The sequence below is a fragment of the Streptomonospora litoralis genome (assembly GCF_004323735.1).
GTDB lineage: Bacteria > Actinomycetota > Actinomycetes > Streptosporangiales > Streptosporangiaceae > Streptomonospora > Streptomonospora litoralis.
The window spans coordinates 1,260,845-1,274,656 of record NZ_CP036455.1 but is presented as its reverse complement, the minus strand read 5'-3'; the positions used below and the strand labels follow the sequence as shown (position 1 = coordinate 1,274,656).

Annotated in this window: 12 protein-coding genes; 8 read left to right on the top strand and 4 right to left on the bottom strand. The window is 72.8% G+C overall.

The window, feature by feature from the left end:
- The first annotated feature begins 1,088 nt into the window (after positions 1–1,088).
- On the top strand, positions 1,089–2,705 hold the full coding sequence (locus tag EKD16_RS05430) for an RNA polymerase sigma factor (RefSeq protein ID WP_131097386.1): 1,617 nt from the start codon (positions 1,089–1,091) through the stop codon (positions 2,703–2,705).
- Positions 2,706–2,898: 193 nt separating this feature from the next.
- Here EKD16_RS05430 and EKD16_RS05425 read toward each other — a convergent pair whose 3' ends face one another.
- Complete coding sequence (locus EKD16_RS05425) at positions 2,899–3,495, bottom strand: TetR family transcriptional regulator (protein WP_394347339.1); 597 nt, start codon at positions 3,493–3,495, stop codon at positions 2,899–2,901.
- Positions 3,496–3,923: 428 nt separating this feature from the next.
- On the opposite strand from EKD16_RS05425, the gene EKD16_RS05420 reads away from it, so the two are divergent.
- The 4 genes from EKD16_RS05420 to EKD16_RS05405 all read left to right on the top strand — a co-directional run bounded on the left by EKD16_RS05420 (position 3,924) and on the right by EKD16_RS05405 (position 8,474).
- Positions 3,924–4,958, top strand: a complete 1,035-nt coding sequence (locus EKD16_RS05420) for an MBL fold metallo-hydrolase (protein ID WP_131097384.1) — start codon at positions 3,924–3,926, stop codon at positions 4,956–4,958.
- A 345-nt stretch (positions 4,959–5,303) separates the two neighbouring features.
- Positions 5,304–6,587, top strand: coding sequence for a glycosyltransferase family 4 protein (locus EKD16_RS05415; protein WP_131097383.1), 1,284 nt, complete (start codon positions 5,304–5,306; stop codon positions 6,585–6,587).
- A gap of 31 nt (positions 6,588–6,618) precedes the next feature.
- Entirely contained in the window at positions 6,619–7,362 is a 744-nt protein-coding gene (locus EKD16_RS05410) for a class I SAM-dependent methyltransferase (RefSeq protein WP_242677389.1), read from the top strand.
- Positions 7,359–8,474 carry a prenyltransferase gene (locus EKD16_RS05405; protein WP_131097381.1) on the top strand — a complete coding sequence of 372 codons (1,116 nt, stop codon included), beginning with the start codon at positions 7,359–7,361 and terminating at the stop codon, positions 8,472–8,474. Before EKD16_RS05410 ends, EKD16_RS05405 begins: the two co-directional genes overlap by 4 nt.
- 608 nt (positions 8,475–9,082) lie before the next feature.
- Here EKD16_RS05405 and EKD16_RS05400 read toward each other — a convergent pair.
- Positions 9,083–9,280, bottom strand: coding sequence for a DUF397 domain-containing protein (locus tag EKD16_RS05400; protein ID WP_242677244.1), 198 nt, complete (start codon positions 9,278–9,280; stop codon positions 9,083–9,085).
- 12 nt (positions 9,281–9,292) lie between these two features.
- Positions 9,293–10,126, bottom strand: coding sequence for a helix-turn-helix domain-containing protein (locus tag EKD16_RS05395; protein ID WP_131097380.1), 834 nt, complete (start codon positions 10,124–10,126; stop codon positions 9,293–9,295).
- Positions 10,127–10,310: 184 nt separating this feature from the next.
- On the opposite strand from EKD16_RS05395, the gene EKD16_RS05390 reads away from it, so the two are divergent.
- Together EKD16_RS05390 and EKD16_RS05385 are read left to right on the top strand one after the other, a co-directional pair.
- The gene (locus tag EKD16_RS05390) at positions 10,311–10,682 is read left to right on the top strand and encodes a hypothetical protein (protein ID WP_131097379.1); all 372 of its coding nucleotides are present in this window, start codon (positions 10,311–10,313) and stop codon (positions 10,680–10,682) included.
- Entirely contained in the window at positions 10,679–10,933 is a 255-nt protein-coding gene (locus EKD16_RS05385) for a hypothetical protein (protein ID WP_131097378.1), read from the top strand. Before EKD16_RS05390 ends, EKD16_RS05385 begins: the two co-directional genes overlap by 4 nt.
- Positions 10,934–11,317: 384 nt before the next feature.
- On the opposite strand, the gene EKD16_RS05380 is transcribed toward EKD16_RS05385, so the two are convergent.
- The gene (locus tag EKD16_RS05380) at positions 11,318–12,394 is read right to left on the bottom strand and encodes a TetR family transcriptional regulator (protein WP_131097377.1); all 1,077 of its coding nucleotides are present in this window, start codon (positions 12,392–12,394) and stop codon (positions 11,318–11,320) included.
- Between the two features lie 665 nt (positions 12,395–13,059).
- Between EKD16_RS05380 and EKD16_RS25665 the strand changes: the two genes are divergently transcribed.
- Positions 13,060–13,767, top strand: coding sequence for a cytochrome P450 (locus EKD16_RS25665; protein ID WP_207391435.1), 708 nt, complete (start codon positions 13,060–13,062; stop codon positions 13,765–13,767).
- Positions 13,768–13,812: the final 45 nt, after the last annotated feature.

The following is a 13,812-nucleotide window of genomic DNA, read 5'->3' as shown; positions in this document are numbered from 1 at the left end:
TCGAGCCCGGCGGCGCCGCCCGGTTGTCGGCGTGGGGCCGACGCGGGGCGGTCGGCGGCCGTCATGGCCGGACCGGGGCCACGAGATGCACGTACGTGCGGTGGTATCCGACCAGGCGCCGCCCCGAGGCGCCGTCCTCGCCCCGTCTTTCCGCGATACGAAAACGCACGGGGTGTTTTGCCCACCAATGCCCGAATTCCCGGCGGGGCCCGCGTCCGCGCCGCGGGGGCGAGGGCCCACGAAGCGCGCCGAATGGCGCGAAAACAGCCCCGGCGTCGACTTTTCGTGCGCCTCGTGGCCACGGCGCCCGCCGAGGCCGACCGCAAAACGGGCATAGACCCCCAAAAGTCCACCCCATCGGGCGGTGGGACAGTCGACGGCCGCGCCCGGGCGCAACGAGCGACGTGTCGTCGCCCTCCGGGCCCCGCATCCGGACATCACCGGGGGCGTGCGAGCGCCCGCGACCGCGCCGCGCGATCCCCCGGCCGGTGCGGGCCTGGTCGGAACACGGCGGTACCCAGCCGGCGCACCGGCGCCGGCAGGTCCCCTATGCCGGTTCATCCGGCGATGATCGTGGACTTATGGTCGCGGGATGCGCTTTCCCTCGACCATAGGTTCACGATAGACGGGCCAAGCTCGACGACACCGGTGCCGCCCAACGCAGGGTTTTAACCAGACAGCGGCCGGAATCCGGTGAAAACCGTGCGTTCGATGCGCCGACCGGCCCGCGGCGGCCCAACGCCGCCCCCGCCGCGCGGGCCACCGGCGAGCACCCGACCCGACGACCACAGGCCCAGCCATCCGGCGCCCTCGCCGCCGCTTTTTCCTCCAGGTCACCCGCATCCCGGCAGACCAACAAGGCCGCACAGCAAACCCGAGCCGCCGATCCGCGCCCCACCCCGCGCTTCCCGCACCCGCACTCGCCCCCCACGCCGGGCTCGGGTAACAAAAGACTTACCTTCGCGCTGCATGTGCTCTATGTATCGGACACCGTCCCGCCCGAATCGCTAGCGTTATCGGACAACTCCGGCCTATCGCCCGGATACGGGCATCTACGGTCGGCGCGTGTCGCGCTTTGGGAGGGGAACGTGACAACGCAGTCCGCACACTCGGGAAGCGCCGCGCATCCGGTGCGGCCGGTAGCGCCCGGGCAGTCCTCGCGCGCCATGGCGGGTCGGCACAGCGCGGCACCCGGTGCCGAACTGGCCGCCGCGCTGCGCAGCGGTACCGGCCACGAACGCTGCTACGACCTGTTCGCGCCCCAGCTCTACCGGTACTGCTGGTCGCTGCTGGGCCCCGGCGGCAGCGGCGCCGAGCCCGACCGGGCCGCTGCCGCGGTCTACGAGACCTACTTGGCCGCCGCCCACAGCATCGGCGCGCTCCGCGACGACCGGGAGTTCGCGGCCTGGCTCTACGCCCTGGCCCGCACCGCGGCCCGGCGGCGCGGTTTCACACCGCGCTCGCCATACGCGCAACTGCCCACCGCGGCCGTGGAGCAAGCGGTCGTACAGCTGTCGCTGCGGTTGCCCCCGAGCCACCGCGAACTGCTGGAGCTGTACCTGCGCCACGGCCTGCCCACGGGACGAATCGCCCGTGTCCTCGGCCTCAGCGACGACACGGCCGCCGAACTGTGCCGCACCGGGGTGCTGCGCTCGGCCGAGCTGCTGGCCCGCTACTCCCTTGCGCCCGAGCGCACCGGCGGCCACGGACCCGACCGCGGCGTGCGGGCGGTGCTGGCCGAGCTCGAACCGCCCGGGCCGCCGCCGGCGCTGCGCGAGCGCGTCGTCGAGGGCTGCGGTTCCACTCTGGCCGCCGAGGACCGCCGCGCCGCGGCCGAGGCCCTGGCCCCGCTGGGCGAGGACGGCTTCCCGCTGCACCGCAACCGAGCGCCCGCCACCCGCGCCGCCGACGGCGACGATCCGGGCGGCGCCGCGAACGCCGGACGCGCCGGTTCGGACCTCGCCGACGCGGCCGCGCTGCCGCGCGACCGCGTCACCACCCGCGACGTGCCGCCCCGGAGCGATCCCGAACCCGTGGCAGAACTCCGCGGCGCGGACGCCCCGGGTTCGACCGGCCGGACACGGCGGCGCTGGCTGACCCCCGTCACCGCGGTGGTCGCCGCGGCGGCGGTCGTAGCGAGCCTGTGGGGTGCGGTGGCCGCGGTTCGGGCCGGCGCCGACGACACGGTGACCGGCTCACAGGTCCCGGCGCCGCCCACCGCCGCGCCCTCCGTCGAGGGCAGCCCGGGAGCCGCCGCCCGACCGGCCGATGCGGGCGGCTCCGGAGACACCGACCAAGTACGCCCGGAACCGCTGGTGGACGCGACCGCAACCCAACCGTCGGCCCCGGCGGACGGCGCTTCGCCGGCGCCGGGACAGCAGGACTCCTCGCAGGCGCCCGAGCCGGGTGCCGCCGACGGCGCGGCGGACGATTCCTCCGCGGCCGCTCAGGCACCCGGCGGCCAAGGCGGCCAGGGGCAGCAGGGATCGCAGAGCGGGAACGGCTCGGGCGAACAGCGTGACGGCGGCTCTGCAGGCGGCGGTTCCGCCGAGGGCGCCGAGGGCGCCGGGGGATCGGGCGGATCGGACGCGGATTCCGGTTCGGGCGGCTCCGGCCAGGGCGGCGGCGACGGCTCCGAGGACGACGGCGGCCCGGTCTCCGACCTCCTCGGCGGCCTGCTCGGCCTCCTCGGCGCAGGCGGGTGAGCGACAAAGCGCCGGCGCCGCTCCTCGCTCAAGGCGCACGGACAGTCCACAAGACGGGCACTCCACGAGAACGTGTTGCACGCCGTCGCCGACCGCGGTCGGGGATGTGACTCGCGACCGGCTCGGCGGCGGCCGATCGCGCCGCGAACCGGGCGGCCCGGTTTCAGCCGGGGCCGGTTCAGCACGGGCCGGTTCAGCAGTGGGCGAGCAGCGGCTCGGCGGCGATCCGCAGGCGCGCCTCGACCTCGTCGACGTCCCGGTCGCCCTTGAGAACCTCCAGCAGTTCGAAGATCCACACACTGGCCAGCGAGGCCACGCGGATGTAAGCGGCGTCGCCCCGATCGGGCTGCGGAGGGCTCTGCTCGGTGTCCTCCCCCGAGGACGCGGGCGCGCCGGTCGCGACACGCCAGAGCAGGTCGGTGATCCGGGCGCCCAGCTCGGTCTTGGCCTCGGCCATGATCAGCGAGCGCACGAGTGCATCGGCCAGCTCGGGCTCGCGCATCAGGCCGCGGGTGGCCCGCATCAGTACGTCGACGGCGCGGCCCGCGGCTGTCTCGGCCGTGGGCGGACGGCGGCTGATGCTGGTCTCCAGCAGGTCCAGCTCCTCGGCGACCACCGCGACGACGAGGTCCATCTTGGAGGGGAAGTAGCGGTAGAGCGTGCCCAGGGCGACTCCGGCGCGTTCGGCCACCGCCCGCATCTGCATCGCCTCGACGCCGCCGCGCAGCGCCAGGGCCGCCGCTGTCTGCACGATCCGCTTGCGGCGCTGGTTCTGGCTTCGCGAGCGCATCCCGATCGCCGCCTGCTGGACCGCCACGCCGGCTCTCCCATCATCGTCGTCGGGGCCGCTGCCCGCCGACCCCGCAGGGTCGGCGACCGCTCGGCACCGGGCGCGGCCCGCGGCCCACTCGGCGCGAGGACACGCTCGGCACTGACGGAGCGCCCTTACCAGAACACGTTATCTAAGGATCGCCCACCGGCTCGGTTCACCACAACTGTGCGCCCAGCCTCATCACCCGGAGTCGAAGCCGGATTTCACCCCGCTACCGCGCGCGGCGCCTCGCCGGCACCACTGAAATGGAATGCGTTCTAGTCCCCTGGCGCCGTCTTCGCCCCCGGCACCTCCGGCAACCATCCCTGCGACACCCGCCCCGCGTGGCCGCGGCTGAATCACGCGGACTAGAATCCGATTCTGTTTCGGGTGCAGGGAGGATGACCATGAGACCGCTGCCGCCGGTTGAGGACCTGGGCGAAGGCGTGTGGAGCGTGCCGGTGCCGATCCCCGGCAACCCCCTCGGCTACACCCTCGTCTACGCACTGGAAAGCCCGCGAGGGCCGGTCCTCGTCGACGCCGGCTGGCACCACGACGACTCCTGGCAGGCGCTCACCGCCGGCCTGGAGGACATCGGGACCTCCGTCGACGACGTGTACGGCGTCGTCGTCACCCACTTCCACCCCGACCACTCCGGTCTCGCCGGGCGCGTGCGCGACGCCTCCGACGCCTGGATCGCCATGCACCGCGCCGACGCGGAACTCGTCGGCGACCTCGCCCGCCTCGGCGAAGACGAGCAGCACGCCCGGCAACTGCGCCGCGCAGCCGACGCCGGCGCCCCCTCCGCCGAACTCGACCGCCTCGCCGAGGAGGCACCGCGCATGCGGATTCCCGCGGTGCCCGACCGGACCCTCGACGACGGCGCGTTCGCCGACCTGCCCGGCCGCAAACTGCGCGCCGTGTGGACACCGGGCCACACCCCCGGCCACATCTGCCTGCACCTCGAAGAGGGCGACCGGCTGTTCACCGGCGACCACGTGCTGCCCACCATCACACCGCACATCGGCCTCTACACCTTCGACGGCGGCGACGACCCGCTCGGCGCGTTCCTGGACTCCCTCGACCGGCTCGCCGACACCTCCGCCGACACCCGCGCCCTGCCGGCCCACGAGCACCGCTTCACCGGCATCGGCCGACGCGCCGCCGAGATCGCCGAGCACCACGAGGCCAAACTCGACGAGCTGGCCGGCCTACTCGACACCTCGGGCGCCACCCTGTGGGAGCTGAGCGCGCGCCTGCCGTGGCGCCGCGACTGGGCCGACATGGAGGTCACCGCCCGCCGCATGGCCGCCGCCGAGACCGCCGCCCACATACGCACCCTGGAACGCCGCGGGCACGCGGTGGCCGGCACCGACGCCGCGGGCGTGCTCCGCTGGCAGACCGCGGGCTCCGCGGTTGCGCCGGACGCGCCCCGCCCCTGACCCGCTGCCGCCGTCCCGCGCGACCCGCGCGCCGACCCCGCCGCACGCCGCGCAATCGGCACCGACGATCCTGGTTGTAAGAGCCAGGCATTAAACTGGCGAGTAACATGCGGGCGCGCAATCCGGACTCGCCCTGTCGGCGGCCCCAGCGGCGACCGACGACGGTGGAACGCGCGAGCGACGAACGAGGTGAAGCGCAGTGACCCTGCCGGTGCGACCAGCGTCACCGCGCCCCCGCAGCACCGCGGACCGAACCCGCCCGCCCGGCCCCGCCCTCACCCCGCTCCACCGCGCCCGGAGCGGGTGCCTGCCGTCCGCCACCACGCCGTCGATGGGTTGAGTCCTATGCCGCACCCCGATCGCGCCCTGCGCGTCGCCCTGCTGTCCTACCGCAGCAAACCGCACTGCGGCGGCCAAGGCGTCTACGTCCGCCACCTCTCCCGCGAGCTGGCCGCCCTGGGCCACGACGTCACCGTCTTCTCCGGCCAGCCCTACCCCGAACTCGACCCCGGCGTGCGCCTGGAGAAGGTCCCCAGCCTGGACCTCTACAACGACGCCGCGCCGTTCACCACCCCGCCCCTGCGGCAGTGGCGCGACTGGATCGACGTGCTGGAGGTCGCCACCATGTGGACGGCCGGATTCCCCGAACCCCTCACCTTCTCCCTGCGCGCGCTGCGCGAACTGCGCGCCCGCAGCGACGAGTTCGACGTCGTCCACGACAACCAGACACTAGGCTACGGCCAGCTCGGCATCCGAGCCGCGGGCCTGCCCATGGTCACCACCATCCACCACCCCATCACCGTCGACCGGCGCATCGAGGTCGAACAGGCCAGAGGCTGGCAGCGCATCAGCAAACGCCGCTGGTACAGCTTCGTCCGGATGCAGGGCCGCGTCGCCCGCCGCCTCGACCCCGTCCTCGTGCCCTCCCGCTCATCGGCCGACGACATCGTCCGCGAGTTCGGGGTGCGCCGCTCCGCTGTGGACGTCGTCCCGCTCGGCGTGGACACCCGCTGCTTCCACCCCCGCCCCGCGGGCGCGCGCATCCCCGGCCGCCTGGTGTGCGTGGCCAGCGCCGACAGCCCGCTCAAGGGCGTCGCCACACTGCTGCGCGCCACCGCCAAGCTCGCCACCGAACGCGACGTCTCGCTGACCGTCGTCAGCCGCCCCACCCCGGGCGGGCCCACCGACCGGCTCGTCGACGAACTGAGCCTGCGCGACCGCGTCACGTTCGTCAACGGCATCGACGACACCGAACTGGCCGAGGAGCTGGCCCGGGCCGAGGTCGCCGTCGTACCGTCCTACTACGAGGGATTCTCGCTGCCGGCCGTCGAGGCGATGGCCTGCGGCACCCCGCTGGTCGCCAGCCGCGCCGGCGCCATCCCCGAAGTCGTCGGCCCCGACGGCGAGGCCGCACGTCTGACCGAGCCCGGAGACCCCGAGGAGCTGGCCGCCGCCATCGGCGGCCTGCTCGCCGACGCCGATGCCCGCACCGCCATGAGCACGGCCGCCTGGAACCGCGTCCAGGAGAGGTTCACCTGGCGGGCGGTCGCCGAAGCCACTGCGCGCCGCTACACCCATGCGATCGACGCCGCCGACGGCCGCGCCCACCGGCCCGCCGCGCGCCTGTGACCAGTTGACCAACACTGTGAAGGAGCCAGCGCTGATCACCGTCGACTTCTCCCTGTTCCCCGTGGGACCCGGCGACCGCGTCCTCGACCTCGGCTGCGGCGGCGGCCGGCACGCCTTCGAGGTCTACCGCCGCGGCGCCGACGTGGTCGCCTTCGACCAGAACGAGAACGACCTCGCCGAGGTCGCGGACATGTTCGCCGCCATGCGCGCCGCCGGCGAGGCCCCGGCCGAGACCGAGGCCGCCGCCGAGACCGTCAAGGGCGACGCCCTCGGCATGCCCTTCGACGACGGCTTCTTCGACCGCGTCATCGCCTCGGAGATCTTCGAGCACATCCCGCACGACACCGCGGCGATGGCCGAGCTGTACCGGGTGCTGCGACCGGGCGGCATCGCCGCGGTCACCGTGCCCAGCTGGCTGCCGGAGCGGCTGTGCTGGGCGCTGTCGGAGGAGTACCACACCAACGAGGGCGGACACATCCGCATCTACACCCGCGCCGAGTTGGAGGCCAAGCTCAAGACCGCCGGGTTCGAGATCGGTCCGCACCACCACGCCCACGCCCTGCACTCCCCCTACTGGTGGATCAAGTGCGCGGTGGGCACCTCCGACGACGACCACCCGCTGGCCGCGGCCTACCACCGGCTGCTGGTGTGGGACATGCTGCAGGCCCCGCGCCTCACCCGCACCACCGAGAAGTTCCTCAACCCGCTGATCGGCAAGAGCGTCGTCGTCTACCTGCGCAAACCGCACCGCGGCGGCGCGGAGAGCACGGCATGAGCGGGGGCCCCGCTCACTCCGCACGCACCGGCACCGACTCCCCCCGCCCCCTGGAACTGCCCGGCATCCTCACCGCGGCCGACGTCGCGCTCTCCGCCGACTACCTGCTCGCAGCCCAGACCGGCGACGGCGCCATCCCCTGGTTCCGCGGCGGCCACACCGACGTATGGGACCACGTCGAATGCGCCATGGCGCTGGCGGCGGCCGGCCACCCGGCAGCGGCCCAGCGGGCCTACGCGTGGCTTTCCGAGGTCCAGCTGCCCGACGGCTCGTGGCCGGCCAAGCTGCGCCAGAACGAGCCCGCCAGCCCGCTGCGCGAAGCCAACCACGCCGCCTACCCGGCCGTCGGCGTCTGGCACCAGCTCCTGGTCACCGGCGACGAGGGTGCCGCCCGCGACCTGTGGCCGACGGTGCGCGCCGGAGTCGAGTTCGCGTTGGGCCTGCGCACCGAGCGCGGCGAGATCCGCTGGTCACGCGACGCCGAGGGCAACGCCGGCGACCACGCGCTCCTCACCGCCTGCGCCAGCATCCACCACGCGCTGCGGTGCGCCGTGGCGCTGGCCGAGCGCCTGGACACCCCGCAGCCCGACTGGGAGTTGGCCGCCGCCCGGCTGGGCCACCTGGTCGCCGAGCACGAGCAGGTCTTCGCCGACCGCGGGCGCTACTCGATGGACTGGTACTACCCGATCATCAGCGGCGCGGTGCGCGGCGATGCCGCCCACCGGCGGCTGGAGCTCGCGTGGAACACCTTCGTGGTGCCCGGACTGGGTATCCGCTGCGTCAGCGACCAGCCGTGGGTGACGGGAGCGGAGACCTGCGAACTGGCGCTGGCACTGGCCGCCCTGGGCGAGGAAGAGCGGGCGCGCCGACTCGTCGCCGACATCCAGCACCTGCGCGACGCCGACGACGGCGCCTACTGGACCGGCTACCAGTTCGCCTACGAGGTCCGCTGGCCGGTGGAACGCAGCACGTGGACGGCGGCCGCGGTGATCCTGGCAGCCGACGCCCTTACCGGCACCACCCCGGGCGCCGAGGTGTTCACCGGCCACGTGGAACCCCCGACCGCCGCCCCTGAACCGGACGCCTGCGGGTGCGCGGCACTGGTGCATTGAGGCGGGGCGAGGGGCGTTGAGGAGACGGCTCGGGCACGCTGTGCGGCCTTCTGGCCTGCCGGGCGACGGGTGGCCTGCGCGGAAAAGCGGCATCGACGGTGGCAGCGGGGCCGGGCCTGCGGTTGTCGGCCCGGGTGCTCGCCGGAGGCGGCGGCCGACGAGGGCAGCGGTGGGTCGGGGCGGAGGCGGCGGCGCCCGCTCTCTGGGGGACGCGGTCGTCCAACGCGCGGAAATCACCGAATCCGGGCCGTTCTCCGGCGAAAACCACGCGCTCGGTGAGCCCGCCGCCCTGGCAGGGCGGACATTCGGGGGATTAGGCGCGACTTTCCGATGATCTTGTACTTTTGGACAAAGAAAGCGTTTTCCCGTAGCCATAAGAGCAAGATCATCGCAGGTGAACACGGCAGATCGGACATATCGACGCCGGTCCGCGCACGCGCCACCGCCCGCGAACGGCACCCGGCGGGCGCCGGGTGCGGTGGGCGCGGGCCCGGCCCCGCTGCCACCTTTGCTGCCGCCTTCCCGTGAAGACCACCCGCCACCCGGCCGACCACAAGGCCGCACAGCAGACCCGAGCCGCTTGGGCGCGGGGGCGGCGGCTGAGGATGCTACAACTCGCCGGCGTCCAGGGCGTGGAGGAGCGCCTTCCACTCGACAGCGGGGAACTCGATGTGGCCGAGGTGGCGGTGCTGGGTATCGCGGACTGCGGCGCCATGGAGAGTGTCGGCGACTTCGACGCAGTTCGAGGGGTTGCTGTAGCTCGACTTGCGAAACTGGAGCATCGGGCGGCGGGTGGGCTCGTCCATGGTGTGGGCTTTCTAAACGGATAGAGATCGAAGGTAGTCGGGTACTTCATCAGGATCGAGTGCTTTGGCGAGGATTCGATCGAAGAGCTTGCGGTACCTCTCGATCTCCTGGGCCTTGTCCAGGTATAGCCCGTCTGTGTCCGTTTCCAGGAAGACGATCGACTCCCCTGGGTCTTCGAAGTCCATGATGACGAAGGGTCCTCCCATACCAGCATGAAGACCGGCGCACACCGGCATGACCTGCAAAGTGACCTTACTGGGAGTTTCCGCGACTTCACGTAGGCGGGCAACCTGCTGGGAGAAGAGGCTGGGCGTTGCTCGCAGCATCTCGATCGCGCTCTCGTGCACGATGGCCCATACATCAGGAGCACCCTCGTCACTGAGGATCTCCTGACGCTTCATCCGAGCCTCCACAGTCCGCTCGATGTCACCTGGATCGCGGATGAGCGTAGCCTGAGCGATTGCTTCGGCATACTCTGCCGTCTGAAAGAGGCCCGGGATGTATTGCGGCTCGAAGAGCTTCAGGCTTCGCGCGCCAGCCTCCAGGGACGCGAAGGCTCCGCCCAGGACATCGTCGTAGCGGTTCCACCAGCCCCGCTCGCGGGACTGCCGTGTCAGGGCTAGGACAGAGTCCCGTTCTCGCTCGTCGGTGACTCGGTACGCTTCGAGCAGTGCTCGTATGTCGGTCACCGCCGGCTTCTTGCTCCTGCCTGTCTCGATGTTCGACACCTTGGTCGTCGACCATTCGAGCTTGTCGGCCGCCTGCTCCATGGTCAAGCCGGCATCGAGGCGCAGACGTCGCATCTGCGCAGACAGCTGGCGCCTGCTTACTGGCGGACTGCTCATCTCGGCCTCCTTGCTGGCATACGCCAGATCGTACCGGCGATGACCCCGAAACAGACATTTCGCAACTCCTCAATCGAGCTGACTCGATGACAAGTTTTCGAACATGACTTGCCAATCGAAAATTTTATATCCAACATGGAGGCATCCAAGCCCGTGGCCGCCATCGCAATGCGGCTCAATCCCCATGGGGGTCCTCTTGCTGTGCCTGCTACTGAGCGTCGCCCTCCCACTCCCGCGCGTACTCCTCGCCCCCGGGCGCCCACGCGCCGCGCGGGTGCGGCCATACGTACCGCAGCCCGCGCACGCACCCGCTCCCGCGTCCACACACCAGCGAGGCGACCACACCGCCTTCTGCGAGATCGCCGAAGCCCACTCCCACGCCTGGCCCGAGATCCGGCGCCTGCCCGGGCCGCTCTACGTCGCCGCCGACCGCCCCAACGGGCTGCACGTCTCATCCGACGACCTCGGCGCGTTCGCCGCAGCGCTCGCCGCCCACCCGCACCGAACCGCCGGCTCCCGCCCCTACCCGCCCCACCCCCGCCAGGCACCGCGGTGACCGCCGCCGGTCCGCCCGGGGAACCGCCCACCGCCACCGGCTTCCCCGAAGCCCCCGACCACCCCGGCGAGCACTACCCCTACACCTTCGCCCACGTCACGCCCACCGCCTGGACCCAGGTATGCGACCGCTGCGGCCACCGCACCCGCATCGACACCGCACCGCGTAACCGAACGCGCACCCGGCGCCGCCCCGCGCCTCCCGCGCCGCTGCCCTACCGCGACTACTTCACGATCGGATTCCAGACATGACCACACCCGCCACCATGCCGCCCACAACCATGCCGCCCAAGGCCAGGACGCCGGTGGCCCTACCCGCCCCCGACGCTCGCGCCCAGGCCCACCGCCTCAAAGCCCGCTTCCCCGGCGCGACCTGCTGGCACGGCACCCATACCCGCACCTGGTGGGCGACGCTGCCCGGCCTGCCCCACCTGATCGAAGCGCCCACACCCGCCGCCCTCGCCGACGCACTTGCCCAAGCACTGGCCGCCGCCCACGCACCTCCCATCCCGGCCGACCTGCTCGCGCCCACCCACCGCGTCCCACCCGCCCCCGCCACGTCGCAGCCCGGATTCCGCGCAGGTACACGGCCGAGGCGCCGCCTGCCGCAGAACCCGCCGCGGCCCGGTCGGGCCGTCAGCTCTCGGCAGGGGTGGCGGCGGCCGCGTAGCCGGATCCCAGGCCCTCAGCCCGGCTGGTGATCCGGCCCGCCTGGATACGGACCGCCGCCTCGGTCGCGTCGCTGACTCCGGTGACGCCCGCGGCGGCGGCCATCGCGCCCTGCTCGTCGAGCACCAGCTGCAGCCGCGGCCATGCCGACCGCGGCAGACACTGCCGCAGCAGACCCCGGACCTCGGCCACCGCCATCCGCGCCAACGGTGCCAGCTCGGCGGGCTCGCCGGTGACCACGACCGCTGTGACCTCGGCGTCGGCGGGAGCCGCGCGCAGGGCGTCCTCGATGCGGGCGAGGCGGTGCAGTCCCAGCACCGCCACGACGCCGTCCGCGGCGAGCGGAACCCGTGCGCCGCGCAACTCGTCGACAGCGTCCGGCGGTCGCCACGGGTCGGCGGCAGGCTGGGCCCGGGGCGCGATCGGCGGATCGCTCCACCGGTCGCCCAGGTCGAGGTCGGCGAGCTGTTCGCACGCGCTCACGACGTTGAACGGCTCCAGGAAGCCCGGCGCGGCGGCGGCCATGCGGCTCGCGCCGTGCAGGGTGGTCAGCGCGGTCTCGGCCAGCCGCACCTGCCGGGCGTCCCCGGCCGATGCCGGGTTCAGCCGCTCCAGTCCCATGCCGAGCAGGATCGCCTGCAACCTGACCAGCTGGGCGTAGGGCCGCCGCGTCCGCTCATCGGTGAGGATCTCCGGCATGACCTCCGCACCGATCCGGGCGGCAGGGCTGTCGGCTTCGGTGGACAGCGGCAGCCGCGCGACCCAGGCGCGGGCGAGCGCGCCCAGGGCCTCACGGACGGTGAGCGCGGGCTCCCCAGGCTCGGTGGCGGGCGCATCCTGCGCCAACTGCGCCAGGACCGCGAAGTAGAGCGCGCGCTTGCCGGGGAAGTTGGAGTACACGGCGCCGCGGGTCAGCTCGGCGCGTTCGGCGATGCCGTCGACCTTGGCGTCGCGGAACCCCCGCTCGGCGAACTCCTCACGTGCGGCGGCCAGCACTCTGGCCCGGTTGCGCTCCTGCACTTCCGCCCTGGTGAGCCGGGCCAATGCGCTCCTCCTCCTGGGGACGCCTGCGAGCCCCGGTCTGCGTTCTCCTCCTAGCGGCAAACTAAGATACGCTCGCCATTCAGATGATGCGAACATCTGTTTTCGGCATCCGGTTTTTGAGACACAAAGCCCCAGGCGGACCCCCTTGGAGATTCCATGAACGGTGTGACAACGCGGGACGACGGCGTCTGCGAGATCGACCTCTCCTCCCCCGACGTGGTCGGTGATCCCTTCGCCGCCTACGGATCGGCCCGCGAGCACGGCCCTCTGGCCCGGCTCGCCATCCCCGGCACGGCGCCGATGTGGGCGGTGCTGCGCCACGCCGACGCCCGCGCGATGCTGGCGGACCCGCGGTTCCAACTGACTTCCGACACCTTCGCCATGCGCCCGGACGTGTCGGAGGAGTACCGCCCCTACCTGCGGAACATGGGCGAGATGGAGGGTGCCGAACACCTGCGGCTGCGCCGGCTCGTCGCGCCCGCGTTCACTCCGCGTCGCGCGGCCGCCTTCCGCCCGCGCATCGAGGCGGTCGTCGCCGAACTGCTGGCGCGGCTGCCCGACTACGCCGAAGGCGGTGCAGTCGACCTCGTGGCGCACTTCGCCCGGCCGCTCCCGATCGAGGTGATCTGCGAACTCCTCGACATCCCTCGCGAAGAACGGTCCCGGTGGCGCGATACGGAGCGCTCATCGCCGCCGGAGCGGGCGAGGGGTTCGCCGAGGCGATGCCCGCCATCATCGACAGCGCCAAGTCGGCCGTGGCCGCCCGCCGGGCCGAACCCGGCCGCGACCTGGTCTCCGACCTCATCCGCGTCCAGGACGAGGGCGGCGACCGCCTCAGCGACGTCGAAACCGTATCCCTGGTGTGGAACATCGTGCTGGCCGGCCAGACGCCCACCAACCTCATCGCCAACGCGGTCGCCGAACTGCCGGCCCGCCCCGAGCAGCTCGCGGCACTGCGCAGCAACCCCGCACTCATGCCCGGCGCCGTCGAGGAACTGATGCGCTGGTGCGGGCACCAACTGCTGTCGATGCCCCGGTTCACCCGCGAAGACGTGGAATTCGGCGGCACGGTCATCGGCAAGGGCGAGCCGGTCACGGCCGCGATCGCCGCAGCCAACCGCGATCCCCGGGCCTTCTCCGAACCGGACATCCTCGACGTCGCCCGGCCGCAGAATGGAGCAGGGCAACTCGGATTCGGCCACGGCCCGCACTTCTGCCTCGGCGCCGGAATCGCCCGCGTGCAGACGCAGGTCGCGCTGGAGGCGCTGCTGAGCCGATATCCCGGCCTCGCGCTCGCCGTGGAGCCCGACGACCTGGACCGCGCCCCCGATCCCGGCACGTGGCGGCTGCGTTCGCTGCCGGTCACCTTGTAGCGCGGGTGGGGGCGCGGCCGGGGCGGCGTCCCGGCCGCGCGTTCC

Coding starts and splice junctions, on each gene's coding strand:
- EKD16_RS05425 (WP_394347339.1), bottom strand. CDS start 3,495: ATGCGCTCGCGAAGCCAGAACCAGCGCCGCAAGCGGATCGTGCAGACA.
- EKD16_RS05420 (WP_131097384.1), top strand. CDS start 3,924: ATGAGACCGCTGCCGCCGGTTGAGGACCTGGGCGAAGGCGTGTGGAGC.
- EKD16_RS05415 (WP_131097383.1), top strand. CDS start 5,304: ATGCCGCACCCCGATCGCGCCCTGCGCGTCGCCCTGCTGTCCTACCGC.
- EKD16_RS05405 (WP_131097381.1), top strand. CDS start 7,359: ATGAGCGGGGGCCCCGCTCACTCCGCACGCACCGGCACCGACTCCCCC.
- EKD16_RS05400 (WP_242677244.1), bottom strand. CDS start 9,280: ATGGACGAGCCCACCCGCCGCCCGATGCTCCAGTTTCGCAAGTCGAGC.
- EKD16_RS05395 (WP_131097380.1), bottom strand. CDS start 10,126: ATGAGCAGTCCGCCAGTAAGCAGGCGCCAGCTGTCTGCGCAGATGCGA.
- EKD16_RS05390 (WP_131097379.1), top strand. CDS start 10,311: ATGGGGGTCCTCTTGCTGTGCCTGCTACTGAGCGTCGCCCTCCCACTC.